17 protein-coding genes, 1 pseudogene and 1 riboswitch are annotated in these 17,224 nt (G+C 75.8%); of the genes and pseudogenes, 2 read left to right on the top strand and 16 right to left on the bottom strand.

The window, feature by feature from the left end:
* Positions 1–35 precede the first annotated feature (35 nt).
* From ACWENR_RS14640 to rpe, 10 genes are all read right to left on the bottom strand, one after another.
* Positions 36–1,076, bottom strand: a complete 1,041-nt coding sequence (locus ACWENR_RS14640) for a DMT family transporter (protein WP_452277495.1) — start codon at positions 1,074–1,076, stop codon at positions 36–38.
* Positions 1,073–1,918, bottom strand: a complete 846-nt coding sequence (gene hisG, locus ACWENR_RS14635) for an ATP phosphoribosyltransferase (protein WP_452277494.1) — start codon at positions 1,916–1,918, stop codon at positions 1,073–1,075. Before hisG ends, ACWENR_RS14640 begins: the two co-directional genes overlap by 4 nt.
* A 45-nt stretch (positions 1,919–1,963) precedes the next feature.
* Positions 1,964–2,227, bottom strand: coding sequence for a phosphoribosyl-ATP diphosphatase (locus ACWENR_RS14630; RefSeq protein WP_088947482.1), 264 nt, complete (start codon positions 2,225–2,227; stop codon positions 1,964–1,966).
* A 173-nt stretch (positions 2,228–2,400) separates the two neighbouring features.
* Positions 2,401–2,898 carry a 6,7-dimethyl-8-ribityllumazine synthase gene (gene ribH / locus ACWENR_RS14625; protein WP_452277493.1) on the bottom strand — a complete coding sequence of 166 codons (498 nt, stop codon included), beginning with the start codon at positions 2,896–2,898 and terminating at the stop codon, positions 2,401–2,403.
* A gap of 2 nt (positions 2,899–2,900) precedes the next feature.
* Positions 2,901–4,166: a bifunctional 3,4-dihydroxy-2-butanone-4-phosphate synthase/GTP cyclohydrolase II gene (locus ACWENR_RS14620; protein WP_452277492.1), complete on the bottom strand. Its 1,266-nt coding sequence runs from the start codon at positions 4,164–4,166 to the stop codon at positions 2,901–2,903.
* A 236-nt stretch (positions 4,167–4,402) separates the two neighbouring features.
* Positions 4,403–5,101 (bottom strand): nicotinamide riboside transporter PnuC, encoded by a 699-nt coding sequence (pnuC, locus tag ACWENR_RS14615; RefSeq protein ID WP_452277491.1) that lies wholly within the window; start codon positions 5,099–5,101, stop codon positions 4,403–4,405.
* Positions 5,101–5,799, bottom strand: coding sequence for a riboflavin synthase (locus ACWENR_RS14610; protein ID WP_452277490.1), 699 nt, complete (start codon positions 5,797–5,799; stop codon positions 5,101–5,103). The genes pnuC and ACWENR_RS14610 overlap by 1 nt, the downstream gene beginning before the upstream one ends.
* A gap of 1 nt (position 5,800) precedes the next feature.
* Complete coding sequence (gene ribD / locus ACWENR_RS14605; RefSeq protein ID WP_452277489.1) at positions 5,801–6,862, bottom strand: bifunctional diaminohydroxyphosphoribosylaminopyrimidine deaminase/5-amino-6-(5-phosphoribosylamino)uracil reductase RibD; 1,062 nt, start codon at positions 6,860–6,862, stop codon at positions 5,801–5,803.
* Positions 6,863–7,020: 158 nt separating this feature from the next.
* Positions 7,021–7,194: riboswitch (FMN riboswitch) on the bottom strand.
* Between the two features lie 80 nt (positions 7,195–7,274).
* Positions 7,275–8,231 carry a GGDEF domain-containing response regulator gene (locus ACWENR_RS14600; protein WP_452277488.1) on the bottom strand — a complete coding sequence of 319 codons (957 nt, stop codon included), beginning with the start codon at positions 8,229–8,231 and terminating at the stop codon, positions 7,275–7,277.
* Position 8,232: 1 nt separating this feature from the next.
* Positions 8,233–8,913 carry a ribulose-phosphate 3-epimerase gene (gene rpe / locus ACWENR_RS14595; protein ID WP_452277487.1) on the bottom strand — a complete coding sequence of 227 codons (681 nt, stop codon included), beginning with the start codon at positions 8,911–8,913 and terminating at the stop codon, positions 8,233–8,235.
* A gap of 242 nt (positions 8,914–9,155) precedes the next feature.
* Here rpe and ACWENR_RS14590 point away from each other — a divergent pair, with 242 nt between their 5' ends.
* Positions 9,156–10,043, top strand: coding sequence for a septum formation family protein (locus ACWENR_RS14590; protein WP_452277486.1), 888 nt, complete (start codon positions 9,156–9,158; stop codon positions 10,041–10,043).
* 82 nt (positions 10,044–10,125) lie between these two features.
* The gene (locus ACWENR_RS14585; RefSeq protein ID WP_452277485.1) at positions 10,126–11,016 is read left to right on the top strand and encodes a septum formation family protein; all 891 of its coding nucleotides are present in this window, start codon (positions 10,126–10,128) and stop codon (positions 11,014–11,016) included.
* A gap of 141 nt (positions 11,017–11,157) precedes the next feature.
* On the opposite strand, the gene ACWENR_RS14580 is transcribed toward ACWENR_RS14585, so the two are convergent.
* The 6 genes and pseudogenes from ACWENR_RS14580 to ACWENR_RS14555 form a co-directional block, all read right to left on the bottom strand.
* Positions 11,158–12,714: an RsmB/NOP family class I SAM-dependent RNA methyltransferase gene (locus ACWENR_RS14580; RefSeq protein ID WP_452277484.1), complete on the bottom strand. Its 1,557-nt coding sequence runs from the start codon at positions 12,712–12,714 to the stop codon at positions 11,158–11,160.
* The gene (gene fmt, locus ACWENR_RS14575) at positions 12,711–13,637 is read right to left on the bottom strand and encodes a methionyl-tRNA formyltransferase (protein ID WP_452277483.1); all 927 of its coding nucleotides are present in this window, start codon (positions 13,635–13,637) and stop codon (positions 12,711–12,713) included. Before fmt ends, ACWENR_RS14580 begins: the two co-directional genes overlap by 4 nt.
* Before the next feature lie 7 nt (positions 13,638–13,644).
* Entirely contained in the window at positions 13,645–14,205 is a 561-nt protein-coding gene (gene def / locus ACWENR_RS14570; protein WP_350681795.1) for a peptide deformylase, read from the bottom strand.
* 43 nt (positions 14,206–14,248) lie between these two features.
* Positions 14,249–15,520 (bottom strand): cytochrome P450, encoded by a 1,272-nt coding sequence (locus tag ACWENR_RS14565; RefSeq protein ID WP_452277482.1) that lies wholly within the window; start codon positions 15,518–15,520, stop codon positions 14,249–14,251.
* 156 nt (positions 15,521–15,676) lie between these two features.
* On the bottom strand, positions 15,677–16,660 hold the full coding sequence (locus tag ACWENR_RS14560; protein ID WP_452277481.1) for an AAA family ATPase: 984 nt from the start codon (positions 16,658–16,660) through the stop codon (positions 15,677–15,679).
* Between the two features lie 278 nt (positions 16,661–16,938).
* Positions 16,939–17,224 (bottom strand): annotated as a pseudogene (locus ACWENR_RS14555) (primosome assembly protein PriA); the annotation flags it as partial.

Genomic DNA, 17,224 nt, shown 5'->3' with positions numbered 1-17,224 from the left:
ACGAACCGCACCGCCCACCGCCGGGTCCCCGACGCCTAGCCTGGCGTCGCCGACCCGGCGGTCGGGGCGGATGCCGGCGGACCGCCGACGGCGGACGGCACCACGTCGGGCGGATGGCGGCGCCCGCCGCCCCGGCCGGCGACCAGGGCCGCCGCCAGGGTGAGCAGTGCCCCGGCGAGCACCGGCAGCCGCAGGCCGGGGCCGCCCGGCAGCAGCGCGTCCAGCAGCAGCGCGCCACCGAGCTGCCCGGCGACCAGGGCCAGCCCGGTCCGCAGCACCCCGATCGCCGGGACCCCCACCAGCAGCGCGGCCACGATGGCGACACCGAGCAGACCGCCGGTGTAGAGGTACCAGTCGGGCGGCCAGGTCGGCCCCGGCCCGGTGAGGGCGCCCGCCAGCGCCGCGACCAGCAGCACCACGGGCGTGGCCGTGGCGAAGTTGACGACCAGCCCGGCGGCGGGCGAGCCGGCGGCGGACACCCGCGCGTTCAGCGCGGACTGGAGCGCGACGCCCAGTCCGCCGGCCACGGCGAGCAGGACCAGGCCGAGGGCGAGATCGCCGACGGGCTGCCCGAGCTGCGCCAGCGTCACGGCCGCCACGCCGAGCAGCGCCCCGGCGACCCGTGGTCGGGTGAGCGCCAGCCGCCCCACCGGCGCCAGCCCGGCCCGGTCGACGGCCAGCCCGCCGAGGCTGCCGCCGGCGACCTGGGCGATGGTGAAGACCGCCACCCCGAGCACCGGCACGATGTACGCGCCGGCCAGCACGATCGCCGCCCCGCCGAGCCCGCCCAGGTACGTCCACCAGGGCAGCCGGGCCCGACGCAGCGCGGCCAGGCCGGTGCGGGCCGACGGCAGCGCCAGGGCCCCGAGGCCGACCAGCAGCGCCCCGCCGAGGTTGTTGACCACCGCGCCCAGGGTCGCGTTGCCGGCCCGCTCACCCAGCTCGGCGTTGACCGTGCCCTGGGCCGCCGAGGCGACACCGGCGAGGGTGACCACGGCGAGCGCCACCCACGGCGGCAGGACGCGCGGCACCGGGGCGGGCGCCGCGGCACCCGCCGCCGTGGGCGGGCGGCTCACAGCCGGCAGGCGTGGATGTTGGTGACCAGGATCGCGCGGGCGCCGAGTTCGTACAGCTCGTCCATGATCCGGTGCACGTCGTCGCGGAGCACCATCGCCTCCACCGCCACCCAGCCCTCGCGGTGCAGCGGGGACACCGTCGGCGACTCGATGCCCGGGGTGAGCGAGCTGGCCCGGTCCAGCAGGCCGGCCGGCACGTCGTAGGCGAGCATCACGTAGCGGCGGGCGACCAGCACCCCGTGCAGCCGGCGCAGCAGCTGCGCGGCCTGCGGGTGGTCCGGCGCGGCGGCGCGGCGGACCAGCACGGCCGAGGAGCGCAGCAGCGGCTCGCCGAAGACCACCAGCCCGGCCTGGCGCAGGGTGGCGCCGGTCTCGACCACGTCGGCGACCACGTCGGCGACGCCGAGTCGGACGGCGTTCTCCACCGCGCCGTCGAGGCGGATCACCTCCGCCTCGACCCCCAGCTCCACGAGGTGCCGTTCGACCAGACCGGGGTACGCGGTGGCGATCCGGTGCCCGCCCAGCTCCTTGACGGAGGCGATGTCGTCGGGGCGGGCCGCGAAGCGGAACGTGGCCCGCCCGAAGGCGAGGTCCACCACCTCCTCGGCCGGGGCGCCGGAGTCGATCAGCAGGTCCCGGCCGGTGATGCCGAGGTCCAGGTCGCCGGAGCCGACGTAGGTGGCGATGTCCTTGGGACGCAGGTAGAAGAATTCGACGTCGTTGGCCTCGTCCCGGCAGACGAGGTCCTTCGGGTCGGTGCGCTGGCGGTAGCCCGCCTCGCGCAGCATCTGGGCGGCCGGCTCGGCCAGGGTGCCCTTGTTGGGGATGGCGACACGCAGCATGACGGAGTGCTCCTTCGATCGAAACTGATCAACGACGGGGCGCACTCACAGATGTCGGTAGACGTCCTTGAGGTCGAGACCGCTGGCGAGCATCAGCACCTGGACCTGGTAGAGCAGCTGGGAGATCTCCTCGGCGGTGCGCTCCGGCCCCTCGTGCTCGGCGGCCATCCACGACTCGGCCGCCTCCTCGACGACCTTCTTGCCGATGAAGTGCACGCCCTTCTCGAGCGCGGCGACCGTGCCCGAGCCAGGGGTGCCGGCGGCGGCCTTGGCCTGCAGCTCGGCGAACAACTCCTCGAACGTCTTCACGCCGCGATTCTTCCAGCCACCCGCCGGCGGCACGTGCGCCGGGTCCGGCCGCGTTGTCTTCCGCACGCCGGGTCTCCCGGGCAGTGGGACGACCCGCGCCGGCGTCCGTCCCGCTGCCCGCGTCGGCGGTCAGCCGCGCCCACGTCGGCGGTCAGCCGGGCCCGCGTCGGCGGTCAGCCGCCGAAGCCGACCTTGTGGCCGCTGGTGGCGAGGCCCCGGACGGCGAGCGCGGCGTCGAGCGCGGCGACGGTGGCCGCCCAGCCCTTGTCCTCCGCCGAGCCGGGCAGCCCGGCCCGGTCCCGGGCCTGCTCGATCGTGTCCACGGTGAGCACGCCGTGGGCGACCGGCTTGCCCTCGTCGAGCGCGACCCGGGTCAACCCGTCGGTGACCGAGCGGCACACGTAGTCGAAGTGCGCGGTGGCGCCCCGCACCACCACGCCGAGCGCGACCACCACGTCGCAGCGCCGCGCGAGGGCCTGGGCCACCACGGGCAGCTCGACCGAGCCGGCCACCCGGGCGGTGACCGCGCGGGCCCCGCACGCCGCGGCGGCGGCCACCGCCCGGTCGAGCATGTGGTCGGTCAGGTCGCCGTGCCACCGGGCGGCGACCACGCCGACGGTCATCCCGGCGGCGTCCACCGTCGTCACGCCCGGTTCGCCGAAACCCGCCATGTCTACGCTCCGATCTCGTCGCCGGGCACCGGCCGACCCATCGGGGCCTCGGTGACCTCGTCCAGCTCGTCCAGCAGGTGCCCCATCCGGTCCCGCTTGGTGCGCAGGTAGCGCACGTTCTCGGGGTGGGGCCGCACCGGCAGCCCCTCGCGGCCGGTGATGGTCAGCCCGTAGCCCTCCAGCCCGGCCCGCTTGGCCGGGTTGTTGGTGAGCAGCCGCATCGAACGCACCCCGATGTCGTAGAGGATCTGCGCGCCGGTGCCGTAGTCGCGGGCATCGGCCGGCAGGCCCAGGTCGAGGTTGGCGTCCACGGTGTCGCGGCCCTGGTCCTGGAGCTGGTACGCCTGGAGCTTGTGCAGCAGCCCGATGCCGCGCCCCTCGTGGCCGCGCACGTAGAGGACCACCCCCCGTCCCTCGCGGGCGACCCGTTCGAGGGCGGCGTCGAGCTGGGGGCCGCAGTCGCAGCGCACCGAGCCGAAGACGTCGCCGGTGAGGCACTCGGAGTGCACCCGCACCAGCACGTCCCGCCCGTCGCCGATCTCGCCCGCGACCAGGGCGACGTGCTCGGCCGAGTCGTGCTCGCTGCGGTAGCCCAGCGCCCGGAACACCCCGTGCCGGGTGGGCATCCGCGCCTCGGCGACCAGCTCCACCTGCTTCTCCGTCCGCCGCCGGTACGCGACCAGGTCGGCGATGGTGACCAGGGTCAGCGAGTGCTCGGCGCAGAACTTCTCCAGGTCCGGCACCCGCATCATCGTGCCGTCGTCGTTGACCAGCTCGCAGAGCACGCCGGCGGGGCGCAGCCCGGCCAGCCGGGTCAGGTCGACGGCCGCCTCGGTGTGCCCGGGCCGGCGCAGCACGCCGCCCTCCCGGGCGCGCAGCGGCACCACGTGCCCGGGGCGGGCCAGATCGGCCGGGCCGGTGCCCGGGTCGGCGAGCAGCCGGATGGTGTGCGAGCGGTCGGCGGCGGAGATGCCGGTGCTGACACCCTCCCGGGCGTCCACGGTCACCGTGTAGGCGGTGCCGCGCCGGTCCTGGTTGGTGTGGAACATCGGCGGAAGGTCCAGCCGGTCGCACTCGCCCTCGGTCAGCGGCACGCAGATGTAGCCGGACGTCCACCGCACCATGAACGCGACCAGCTCCGGCGTCGCCAGCTCGGCGGCGAAGATCAGGTCGCCCTCGTTCTCCCGGTCGGCGTCGTCGACCACGACGACGGGCCGCCCGGCGGCGATGTCCGCCACCGCCTGCTCGATACTCCCGAACGTGCTCATGCCGCCACTCCGCTTCGCTCCGTGCCGCCACGAGGCACCACCGCACTGAGCCTGATGATTCGCTCGCTCCGCTTGCTCATGCCGCCACTCCGCTTCGCTCCGTGCCGCCACGAGGCACCACCGCACTGAGCCTGATGATTCGCGCGCTCCGCTTGCTCATGCCGCCACTCCGCTTCGCTCCGTGCCGCCATGAGGCACCACCGCACTGAGCCTGATGATTCGCTCGCTCCGCTTGCTCATGCGACGGCCTCCGAGTAGGTCGGCGGGATCGGGGCGGGCGCCGGGCGGGCGACCCGCGAGGTCTGCCACCAGCTGACCAGGCCCCAGGCGCAGAAGGCGCCGTAGAAGAGGTACATGGCCGCCGAGGGGTAGAAGCCGCCGCGCAGCAGCAGCGGCACGCCGACCGCGTCGACGGCGATCCAGATCAGCCAGAAGTCCACCCAGCCGCGCGCCATGCCGTACGTGGCCAGCAGGCTGCCGGTGAGGATCCAGGCGTCCGGCAGCGGCCCCCAGGAGCCCAGCGCGGCGAGCACCGGATAGAACGCGGCGGTGCCGAGGGCGGCGACGGCCAGCAGGCCCAGCCGCTCGCGGCCGGTGGCCCAGCGGGGCGCCACGGCGGCCCGGTCGCCGTCGGCGCCCCGCCGCCGGGTGCGCGACCAGCGCCACCAGCCGTAGAGGCTGACGGCGAAGAAGAACACCTGCCGGCCGGCCTGCCCGTACAGGTCGTGCGCCTGCGGGGTGGCGAAGACCCCGCCCAGGAAGACGGTGAGCAGCAGCGCGTTGCCGATCATGCCGACCGGCCAGGCCCACACCAGCCGGCGCATGCCGAGCAGCGCCGAGGCCAGGCCGAACCCGTTGCCGACGACCTCCCGGACCAGCACCGGCGAGCCGGCGACGCTCACCTGCGCGTCGAGCAGCCACCCGAGCGGGCCCATCACGCGACCCCACCCGTCGTGGCCGTGCCCGGCAGGCCGGCGACCGTGACGTCGGTGGCCGGGAGCCCGCCGGGCGGGCCGGCGTCGGCGGGACCGGGCTCGCCCAGGCGCGCTCCCAGCAGCCGCTCGACGTACTTGGCGAGGACGTCCACCTCGAGGTTGACCGGGTCGCCGACGCGCCGGGCGCCGAGGGTGGTCAGCTTCAGGGTGGTCGGGATCAGCCCGACGGCGAACCAGTCGGGGCCGACGCCGGCGACGGTCAGCGAGACGCCGTCGACGGTGATCGAGCCCTTCTCCACCACGTACCGGGCGAGGGCTGCGGGCAGCCGGAACCGCACCGTCTCCCACTGCGCGGCCGGCTCCCGGGCGAGCACCTCGCCGACGCCGTCGACGTGCCCCTGCACCAGGTGCCCCCCGAGGCGGCTGCCGAGCGCGGCGGCCCGCTCCAGGTTGACCGGGTCGCCGGCCCGCAGCGCGCCCAGCGCGGAGCGGCGCAGCGTCTCCCCCATCACGTCCGCGGTGAAGGTCCCGTCGGCGACGTCGACGACGGTCAGGCAGACGCCGTTGACCGCGATCGAGTCGCCGTGCCGGGCGTCGGAGGTGACCAGCGGGCCACGGACCGCGACCAGCGCCGAGTCACCCGCCGTCTCGGTGATCCGGACGACCTCACCCAACTCCTCGACGATGCCGGTGAACATGTCAGCCCTCCCTCTTCCGGGGCAGCGCGGTGATCCGCAGGTCGGGTCCGATCTGCGTAACGTCGACGTACTCCAGGTCGATGGCCTCGGCGATGGTGGTCACACCGGCGTCGACCAGGGCGGTCGGGCCGGCGCCGAGCAGCCGGGGCGCGACGTAGCCGACGATCTTGTCGACGAGGCCGGCGGCGAGGAACGCGCCCGCCAGCGTCGGGCCGCCCTCCAGCAGCGCCGCGCGGACCCCGCGCCCGTGCAGCGTGGCGAGCAGCGCCGGCAGGTCGACCCGGCCGTCGGGCCCGACGCCGACCTCCGCGGCGGTGGCGATCCACGTGCGGGCCGCGCCGTCGCGGACCCGGGCGTCGGCGGGCGTACGCGCCGACGAGTCCACCACCACCCGCAGCGGCTGGCGGATGGCGAGCGTGCCGTCGCGCAGGTTGCGGGCGGTGAGCCGGGGGTCGTCGGTGAGCACCGTGCCCACCCCGGCGATCACCGCGTCGACGGTGCCGCGCAGCGCGTGCACGTCCATCCGGGCCGCCTCGGAGGTGATCCACATGCTCGTGCCGTCGGCGGCCGCCGACCGGCCGTCCAGGGTGGCGGCGAACTTCCAGATCACGTACGGCCAGCCGCGGCGCATCGAGGTCAGCCAGGCGATGTTGCCGGCCTCCGCCTCGACGGCGCGTACCCCCAGGTCCACCTGGACCCCGGCGGCGCGCAGCGTGGCGGCCCCGCCGGCGGCGACCGGGTTGGGGTCGGGCACGGCGATGACGACCCGGGCGACACCGGCGGAGACCAGCGCGGTGCTGCAGGGGCCGGTGCGGCCGGTGTGGTCGCAGGGCTCCAGGGTGACCACGGCGGTGCCGCCGCGGGCCCGCTCCCCCGCCTGGGCGAGCGCGACGATCTCGGCGTGCGGCCCGCCGGCGTAGGCGTGGAACCCCTCGCCGACGACCTGGCCGTCGGCGTCGAGCAGCACACAGCCGACCACCGGGTTGGGGCTGGTCGTGCCGAGACCGCGCGCGGCGAGTTCCACCGCGCGACGCATCGCCTCGTCCACGGAGACGCCGGCCATGCCCTGCCCTCTCACTCGCCGGTCGGCGCGCGGGCGGGCACGGGAGGCAACGGCGTGGGCCGCGGGCGTGCGGCGGCGGAGTCCGGGTACGGCGCAGCCGCCCCGGGGGGCGCGCACGGCACGCTGAGGCCAGCGGCCGGGCAGGGCCCGTCCGTCCCGCGCGCTGTCTCCCATCCGGACTGTCTGGGGGCGGGGTTGCCCGCTCCCAACCGTCGGCCCCGGATTCTCACCAGGTCCACCGGGCGGCACGAGGCCGACCGGGTCGCGGGCTTACCACGGTCACGCCGTGGATCACCGCCGGTTCGGAATTACACCGAGTCCCGCCAGCGCGTGGTGGGTACACCGGCAGTCTTACACGCCCGACGGGAGGTGTCGCCACCGAGGCGAGCTACTTCACAGCGGGAATATCCGCTCACGTGACCCCGCGCCGCCGGTCCACCGCCACGTACGAGCCGGGCTGGCTCTTGGCCACCGTCTTCATCTCGGAGGCCACCGCGATCGCCTCCAGCGGGTCGGTGAACCGCTTGTTGGCGTCGGAGATGGAGACGCCGATGGAGAGGGTGACGAGGGCGGCGCGCCGGATGTTGCCCCGACGGTCCTTCAGCTCCACGTAGCCGCGGGCGGCGTCGGCGGGGTCGTAGAGCGAGTCGGCGGCCGTCTCGAAGTCGGCGGAGACCCGGGAGGTGAGCGGCCGGACCTGCTCCGGGGTGCAGACGATGACGAAGTCGTCGCCGCCGACGTGGCCGAGGAAGGCCGGCGGCAACCCCACCGAGACCACCGCCCGGTGCAGGCTGCGGGCCAGGGCGGAGATGAAGTCGTCGCCGCGCACGAAGCCGTACCGGTCGTTGACGCTCTTGAACCGGTCGATGTCGATGTAGCCGACGGCGTAGTCGACGCCGCTGCGGACCCGGTCGGAGATCTCCCGGCGGATCCGGCTGTTGCCGGGCAGCCCGGTCAGCGGGGAGACCTCGCGGAACTCCTTGTTGCGCCGCAGGGTCGAGCTGACCCGGGCCACCAGCTCGGCGGTGTCGAAGGGCTTGACCAGGTAGTCGTCGGCGCCGGCGCTGAGCCCGTGCACCTTGTCCACCGTCATGCCCTTGGCGGTCAGCATGATCACCGGCAGGGCCGAGGTCATCGGGTCGGCGCGCAGCCGCCGGGTCAGCTCCAGCCCGTCGACGCGCGGCATCATCAGGTCGACCACCGCCAGGTCGGGACGCTGGCGCTCGATCACCTCGAGCGCCTCCTGCCCGTCGCCGGCGTGGATCACCTCGAAGCCGTGCAGCCGCAGGTTGAACTCGACGAAGCGCGCGATGTCCTCGTCGTCGTCGACGACGAGGATGACGTCCTTGCGGTCGCCGGCGGGCTCCACGTCAGGCCCCGGGGGCGGCGCGTTCCGCGAGTGCCCGCAGCTTCCGGACGGCCTCGGCGGGGTCGTCGGCGCCGTAGACGGCGGTGCCGGCGACGAACGCGTCCGCCCCGGCGGCGGCCGCCTGCTCGATGGTGTCGGCGGCGATCCCGCCGTCGACCTCGATGCGCAGCTCGAGGTGGCCGGCGTCGACGTGGCGGCGGGCGGCGCGCACCTTGTCCAGCAGCTGCGGGATGAAGCGCTGCCCGCCGAAGCCGGCCTTGATCGTCATGATCAGCAGCGTGTCGAAGCTCGGCAGCAGCTCCAGGTACGGCTCGATCGGGGTGTCCCGGTCGATCGCCAGCCCGGCCTTGGCGCCGGCCGAGCGGAGGTCCTTCGCCAGCGCCACCGGGTCGTCGCACGCCTCGGCGTGGAACGTGACGTTGTACGCCCCGGCGTCGGCGTAGCCGGGGGCCCAGCGGCGCGGGTCCTCGATCATCAGGTGCACGTCGAAGGGCAGCTCGGTGGCGGCCCGCAGGCTCTGCACCACGGGCAGCCCGATGGTCAGGTTGGGCACGAAGTGGTTGTCCATGACATCCACGTGCAACCAGTCCGCGGCGTTCTCGACGGCGCGGACTTCTTCGGCGAGGCGGGCGAAATCGGCGGCGAGGATGCTGGGCGCGACGATCGGCGGCGGTACGGTCACCGGGCCAGTGTACGAACGCGGCCGGCGGCCCCCACAGCGCCACCGGCCGGGACGCCGGGTGACCCGACGGTGACCGCTGGTGCGGAACTGCCGTCCGGGCGGGGCGGAACCGGACGAAGTGCCGGCGGCGACTGGCCGGACGGCGGCGGGGCGGCGAGACTCCACGGGGGACGGAGACGACCGCCGCCGACCCGCGAGGGCGCGCGGGCGGTCGAGGCGTCAGCTCCCGGAAAGGGCGGACGATGCGACGGTGGCTCGCGGCGCTGGCGCTGGCCGGCACGGTGACGGTCCTGCTGGCCGGCTGCGCGGGGCCGGGCGGGTCCGACGGCGACCTCACCGACGACTGGCCGGCGCTGGGTGCGCCGCGGCTGTTCGTGCCGCCGGCGGACACCTGCCTTCCCCGGCTCACCGCGACCGTGCGGGCCGACACCCACGAGGTGGTCGACTGTTCCCGCAACCACCTCGCCGAGGCCGTCCACGTCGGCACGTTCACCGGCGCCGCCGCGTCCGGCGACCGGCCCGCCCCGGGGTCGCCCGGGCTGCGCCCCGCCCGCGTCGAGTGCGACCAGCGCGCCCGCGAGGTGCTCGGCGGCGACTGGCACTCCGCCCGGATCACCCTGAACATCGCCCTGCCGTCCGCGCCCGCGTGGCGCGCCGGCGCCCGCTGGTTCCGCTGCGAGCTGAGCGAGACCGACAGCATCGACGACACCCGCCCGGTGAACCGCACGGGCAGCCTGCGCGGCGCGATGATCGGCGACTCGCCGCTGGTCCACCGCTGCTTCGATCCGAAGCTGATCGGCCAGCACCTCAACTACCTGGCCCCGGTGCTCTGCACGGAGCCGCACCGCGCCGAGTTCGTCGGCGTGTACGCCGAACGCGACATGACCTGGGCGCAGTTCCGGCGGGCCCACCGGCAGACGCACACGCGCTGCATGGCGCTGATCGCCACCTTCGCCGGCGTGCCCAACAACAGCGACCTGCCGTACCGGGCCGGCTCGATCTTCTATCCTCCGTCGGAGCGGGAGTGGAACGAGGGCGACCGCGGGGTGCGGTGTTTCCTGTGGAGCGACGACCGGAAGCTGACCCGTTCCATGCGCGGCGTCGGCCCCAAGGGACTCCCCGCGATCTGAGCGGAGTGCCGTATGCTGCCGCACCGTGGCGTGTCCGGCCGCCTCCACGCCCGCCGGACCACGATCGGCGGGAGGTCGGGCGATGCGACGGAGGTGGGCCGCGGTAGCGGCCGGCGCGGTGGCGGCCCTGGCGCTCGCCGGCTGCGGCACCCCTGCCGGCACCGACGGCGACCTGACCGACGACTGGCCGGCGCCCGCCGCCCCGCAGGCCTTCGTCCCGGCCGCCGGCGTCTGTCACTCGGTCGTGCAGGAGGTCGGCTACCTCACCGCCTACAACCCGGTCGACTGCGCCGCGTCCCATCGGGCGGAGACGGTGCACGTCGGCACGCTCACCGGGGCGGCGGCCGAGCGCACCACTCCCCCGCCGGCCGGCTCGGCCGGCATGCGTGCCGCCCGGTCCGAGTGCGACACGAAGGCCAACGAGGCGGTCGGCGCGGACTGGCGCTCCGGCCGGCTCGGGCTGAGCGTGGTGCTGCCGTCGCCGGGGGCGTGGGACGGCGGCGCCCGCTGGTTCCGCTGCGACCTCAGCGAGCGGACCAGCCTCGACGAGGCGAACGCGAAGGCCCGCACGGGCAGCCTGAAGGGCGCCCTGACCGGCGCGGCCCCGCTGGCCCACCGGTGCTTCAACCCGAAGGTCAGCGACGACGACGTCCGGGAGATGGTGCCGGTGGCCTGCACCAGCAAGCACCACGCCGAGTTCGTCGGCGTGTGGCGGGCCCCGGACACCAGCTACCAGGCCTTCACCCGCGACAGCATGAAGGTGCACCGGGCCTGCCGGGCGCTGATCGCCAGGTACGCCCGGGTGCCGAACAACAGCGACCTGCAGTACCGGGCCGGCACCATCTTCTACCACCCCTTCGAGCGGGAGTGGCGCAACGGCAACCGGGGCGTGCAGTGCTTCCTCTGGGTCAGCGACCGCAACCTGACCCGGTCGATGAAGGGCGCCGGCACGAAGGGCCTGCCGGTCACCTGACCGCAGGGGTGGTCACCGGCCGGTGACCACCCCGGAGCCCGCCGCGGCCCGGCCCACCCGGCGCGCGGCGGTCACCGCCGGGCGGGCCGGCACGATCGGCAGATCCTCGGGTCGGCGCGGCGAGCCCGACCGCGGCGCCGGTCAGCCCCGGCGGAGCACCGCCAGGAACATCGCGTCGGTGCCGTGGCGGTGCGGCCAGAGCTGCACCGTCGGCCCGTCGCCGAGACCGGGCATCCCCGCCGGCAGCAGCGGCCGGGCGTCGACGAAGTCGACCGGCACGCCGGAGCGGCGGGCCGCCTCGGTCACCGTCACGTGCGTCTCCACGGTGTGCGGGGAACACGTCACGTAGGCCACCAGGCCGCCCGGGCGGGCCGCCCGCAGCCCCGCGGTGAGCAGCTCACGCTGCAACCGGGTCAGCGGCGGCAGGTCCGACGGCTCGCGCCGCCAGCGGGACTCCGGCCGGCGACGCAGCGAACCCAGCCCCGTGCAGGGGGCGTCGACCAGCACCCGGTCGAAGTGCGCCTCCGGCAGCTTCGGGTCGGCGCCGACCGTGCGGCCGTCGGTGTTCAGCACGTTCACCGGCAGGCCCCGGGTGGCCTGCGCGACCAGCCGGGCCCGGTGCTCGGAGACCTCGACGGCGGTCAGCCGCGCGTCCCGCTGCGCGGCGAGCGCGCCGAGCAGGCCGGACTTGCCGCCCGGGCCGGCGCACAGGTCGAGCCAGCGCCCGTCCGGGCCGTCCAGCGGGGCCACCGCCAGGGCGTTGGCCACCAGTTGGGAGCCCTCGTCCTGGACGTGGGCCCGGCCCTCCGCCAGCGCCGGCAGGTCGCCGGGCGCGCCGCCGGAGAGATAGACGGCGTACGGGGAGAACGCCCCCGGGGCGCCGCCGACCTCGTCGGCCAGCTCGATCGGGTCGGCCAGCCCCGGCCGGGCGCACAGGTGCACCGGCGGGCGCTCGTTGTCCTCGATGAGCAGCCGGGCGGTCTCGCCGAGGTCGCCGCCGAGCGCCTCGGCGAAGGCCCGCACGATCCACTGCGGATGGCTGTACGCCAGCGCGAGGTGCCCGACCGGGTCGCTCTCCATCGGCGGGGCGAGCTTGGCCACCCAGGCGTCGGCGTCCCGGCCGGCGACCTCCCGCAGCACCGCGTTGGCGAACCCCGTCGCGCCGGGACCGACGGCGCGGACCAGGTCGACGGTGGAGGAGACGGCCGCGTGCGCCGGCACCCGGGTGTGCAGGAGCTGGTACGCCCCGATCCGCAGCGCGTCGCGCACCGGCGGGTCGATGCGCTGCACGTCCCGCCCGGCGGCGTCGGTGAGGATCGCGTCGAGGGTGCCGAGGTGGCGCAGCGTGCCGTAGGTCAGCTCGGTGGCGAAGGCCGCGTCCCGGCCGGCCAGCCCGGCGTCGCGCAGCAACGACGGGAGCACGAGGTTGGCGTACGCGTCGTCCCGGTGCACCGCCGCGACGGCCTCGTACGCCACCTGGCGCGGCAGGTCCGCGGCCGGTCGGGCCGGGCGACGCCCGCCCTCGCGCCGGTCGCCGCCGGGGCGGGCGCCCCACCGGCCGCCCTGCGCCGGCCGCTCGCCGCGCCGGCCGTCCGTCGGGCGCTCGCCGCGCCCACCGCCGGGCCGGTCGCCGCCGGCCCGCTCGCCGCGTCGGTCGCCGGGGAAACGGTCGCCGGCGGCCCGCTCGGGGCCCGTCACGCGAGTTCCTCCCCCGCGCCGACCCGGGCGCCACGCGCCCAGTCCGTCGCCGGCATGGCCCGCTTGCCCGCGGCCCGCACCTCGCCGAGCCGCACCGGCGCGGTGGCCGTGCCGGCCAGCACCCGGGACTTCTCGACGAGCAGCTCGCCCGGCTTCAGCTCGGGGCCGTCGGCCACCGGCACGACCGGGCCGAGCTTGACCCGCTCGCCCCGGAACGTCGTCCACGGCCCGGGGGCCGGCGTGCAGGCCCGGATCCGCCGGTCCACCGCGAACGCCGGATCCGACCAGCGCACCCGGGCGTCCTCCACCGTCAGCTTCGGCGCCAGCGACACCCCGTCGGCGGGCTGCGGCTCGGCCCGCGCGGTGCCGTCGTCGATCGCGTCGAGGACGGCGACCAGCAGGCCCGCGCCGGAGTGGGCCAGCCGCTCCAGCAGGTCGCCCGAGGTGTCGGCCGGGCGGATCTCGTCGGTGAGCGTGCCGAAGACCGGGCCCGTGTCCAGGCCCTCCTCGAGCTGGAAGACGCTGGCGCCGGCCAGCTCGTCGCCGTGCAGCACCGCGTGCTGGACGGGCGCGGCCCCGCGCCAGGCCGGCAACAGCGAGAAGTGCAGGTTGATCCACCCGTGCCGGGGGATCTCCAGGGCGGCCGGCGGCACGAGCGCGCCGTAGGCCACCACGGGGACGCAGTCCGGGGCCAGCTCGCGCAGCCGGTCGAGGAACTCGGGCTCGCGGGGGCGGGCCGGGGTGAGCACCTCGACGCCGTGCTCGTCGGCCCAGGCGCCGACCGGGGAACGGGACAGCCCCCGGCCACGCCCGGCGGGCGCGTCCGGTCGGGTGACCACGGCGACCAGCTCGTGGCGGGAGGCCGCCACGGCGGCCAGGGCGGGCACGGCGACGGCCGGGGTGCCGGCGAAGATCACGCGCACGGGCGGCTCACCGACCCAGGCCGAAGGGGCTGCTGGAGGCGTGCGGGTTGAGCTTGACCGTCGGCGGGGCGGCCGGGTCGTACCACTCCGCCTGGCGGATCGCCTTCATCGCCTCCTTGCGCCCGGCCGGGTCCAGCCGGTCCACGAAGAGCACCCCGTCGAGGTGGTCGGTCTCGTGCTGCACGCAGCGCGCCATCAGGCCGGTGCCGACGATCTGCAGCGGGTCGCCGTAGCCGTTGAAGCCCTTGGCGATCACGTTCTGCCGGCGCTTGGTGTCGAAGTAGAGCCCCGGAATGGACAGGCAGCCCTCCGGGCCGTCCTGCTCCTCCTCGTCGGGAAACTCCAGCACCGGGTTGACCAGGTGGCCGAGCACGTCGTCGACGTCGAAGGTGAACACCCGCAGGCCCACACCGAGCTGCGGCGCGGCCAGGCCGGCGCCGTTCTGCTCGCGCATCGTGTCGGTCAGGTCGGCGATGAGCTTGCGCAGCTCGACGTCGAAGTCGACCACCGGATCGGCCGGCGTGCGCAGCACCGGATCCCCGAACAGACGGATGGGCTGGACGGTCACTCGGCGTGGCTCCTTCGGCTGGACGGCGTGGTGCCGTACCAGTCTACGGAGTGCCGGGAGCCGCCCCGGCCGGCGTACCGGGATGCGGCGGGGCCGGTTGCGTGTCGATGGTCACCGGAAGGGTCTCGTAGCCGCGCAGGGTCAACCGCGCCCGGTGCCGGGGCCGGCCGGCCAGCGCCAGCCCGGGCAGCCGGCGCAGCAGCAGTGGGAAGGCGACCTGCGCCTCCAGCCGGGCCAGGCCGGCCCCGAGGCAGTAGTGCGGCCCGGCGCCGAAGGAGAGCGGGTGGCTCTGCGGGCGCCACGGGTCGAACCGCTGCGGCTCCGGGTAGCGCCGGGGGTCCCGGTTGGCGGCGCCGAGCAGCACCAGCACCCAGGCGCCGGCGGGCACCTCGACGCCGCCGACGGTCACCGGCGCGTCGCTGATCCGGGTGGTGAGCTGCACCGGCGAGTCGTAGCGGAGCAGCTCCTCGACGTGGCCGGGGGCGAACTCCGGGTGCCCCCGCAGCGCGTCGGCCTCGCGCGGGTGCCCCAGCAGCACGACCAGGCCGTTGCCCAGCAGGTTGGTGGTCGTCTCGAAGCCGGCGACCAGCAGCACCACGAGGTTGGCCAGCAGCTCGTCGCCGGAGAGCCGGCCGCCGTCGGCGTCGTGGGCCTGCACGAGCGCGGTGGTCAGGTCGTCGGCGGGCGCGCGCCGGCGGGCCGCCACCAGCTCGGCGAAGTAGTCGCGCAGCTCCGTCGCGCCACGGTCGGCCACGGCCAGCTCGTCCGGGGTGATCTCCGGCTCCAGGACGCCGGTCAGGTCCGCCGCCCAGCGCCGGAACAGCGGCCGGTCCGCCGCCGGCACGCCGAGCAGCGTGCAGATCACCCCCACGGGCAGCGGGTACGCGAACTCGGTGAGGAAGTCGACCGGCTCCCCGCCGGCGCCCCGCGCCGCCATCGCGTCGACCAGCTCGTCGGCCTGGGCCGCCACCACGTCCCGCATGGCGGCGATCCGGCGCGGGGTGAAGGTGCCGGCCGCCAGCCGGCGCATCCGGCTGTGGTCGGGCGGGTTGGTGCGCAGCATCGACCGGGAGATCGACGTGATGGCGGGGCTGTCGCGCCAGCCGGGCAGGAACTGGTCGCGCAGGGGCTCGTCCAGCACCCCGAACCGAGGGTCGCGCAGCACCTCGTCGGCCTCGGCGTAGCCGGTCACCGCGTAGATCGCCGGCCCGGCCTGGACCACCGGCCCGTGGGCGCGCAGCCGCTCGTACGTCGGATAGGGGTCGACCCGGCCCCGCGGCGACATGAGCAGGCCGACGGCCTCGGCAGCGTCCATCGTCCATCCTCCCGACGGGAATCGAACGACTTCATCATGCCCCGTACGCCGCCCGGCGGCTGCCCCGCCGGCCGGGTCGGCCGGCCCGGAGTCGTGGCGGCGGACCGCCGGCGCGGGCGGGTCGGCCCCTCGCCGCCGGTGCCGGCCGTGGCCGGGTCAGACGCCGGCGCCCGGCTCCCCCGCCAGCACCGCGCCGCCGCCGAGCAGGGCGTGCTCGGGAAGCGGCAGCTCGATGGAGTGGGCGGCCTCCCAGTCGTGGATCAGGCCGGGCCGGACCTGGGCGGCGAAGTAGTCGACCGCGCTCATCCCGCCGACGACCGGCTCGTCCACCTCCGCCACGAGCCGGGCCGGCACCAGGCGGAAGCCGTTCTGCAGGGCGGCGCTGAGCCGGCGGTGCCCGTCGACGACGAAGAAGTACTCCCCCGTGTAGCCGATGCGCAGCGGCTCCAGCGCCTCGTCGCCGCCCGCGCCCACCTCCGCGACGAACTCCGAGTCCCACAGGTCGCGCAGGGCGGCGACGTCCTCCGTCGGGTAGACCCGGGCCGGGTCGAGCAGCAGCAGCGGCGGGGCGTCGCGCAGCACGTCGGCGCAGAGCCGGCCCTCGTACGCGTCGACGATGTGCTCGATGACCTCGGCGGCCGGGGCGCGGGTGGTGTCGCAGATCAGGTCGTAGTTGCGCAGCCGGGCCTTGTCCACGCCGTAGCGGACGATGAACCGGCCCCGCTCGCTCTCGCTGCGCTCCCGCAGCTTGGCCTTGGCCTCCTCCAGCGAGGCGTAGCTCTCCGCCGGGCCCGAGGGGCGGGCGAGCACCCGGCGGGCCGCCTCGCCCGGCTCGGTGATCATGTGCACCTTGAGGGCGTCGGTGAAGAAGTGCCAGGCCAGCCGGGAGTCCATGACCAGCCGCTCCCCGGAGGCGGCGATGTCCCGCTGGAGCTGGTCGACGTAGCCGTCGACGGCCTGGTCCAGCTCGGCGTGCAGGTTGAGCTGCAACGCCGTCATCTGCCGCTCCTGCGCCATCTGCCGGTAGAGGTCGCCGACGCTCACCCGACGCAGGCCGAGCCGCTCGGCGATCTCCACCGAGACGGTGCTCTTGCCGCTGCCGAGGTCACCATTGAAGACGATCGACTGACGAACGGTCACGACTGGTCCACCCCTGATCACCGGCTGACTGACATCATCGACACCGCGCCGGACCGCCGCGCTCCCGCCACCGTCGCGCGATCCCGCGACGACCCCGGCTCGGCGCGAACTGGCGCCGCGCCGCGACTCGGAGCCCTCGTACGCCCGGGCATGACGGGCGATGCTATCACCCACCCGCCGGCCTCCCCCCGGACACGGCGTGCGACGCCCGGCCCGGTCGAACGGCGACGCCGGCGCGACCGTGCGGCAGATCACGGCCGGCGCGGCCTGCGGAATCGTCAGAAGAGGCTCAGCGGATCCACCTGGAGGCGGACCGGGTCGGCGGCCTTTCGCGCGGTGCGCACGCCGGCCGCCGAGTGCAGCGCACCGGCCATCGCGGCCGCCCGGGCCCGCGGCACCCGGACCAGCATCCGCTCCCGCTCCCCGTCGGCCGGCACCGGGCCGAGCAGCTCGGCCTCGGCCGGGAGCCGGGCCTCCGCCAACAGGTCGGCCACCGCCGCCGGCGGCCCGGTCACGCTGGCCATCCGCACCGCCGGCGGGAAGCCCAGCTCCCGCCGTTCGGCC

The organism is Micromonospora sp. NPDC004336 (assembly GCF_053602615.1).
This window is presented reverse-complemented; position numbering and strand designations above follow the sequence as displayed.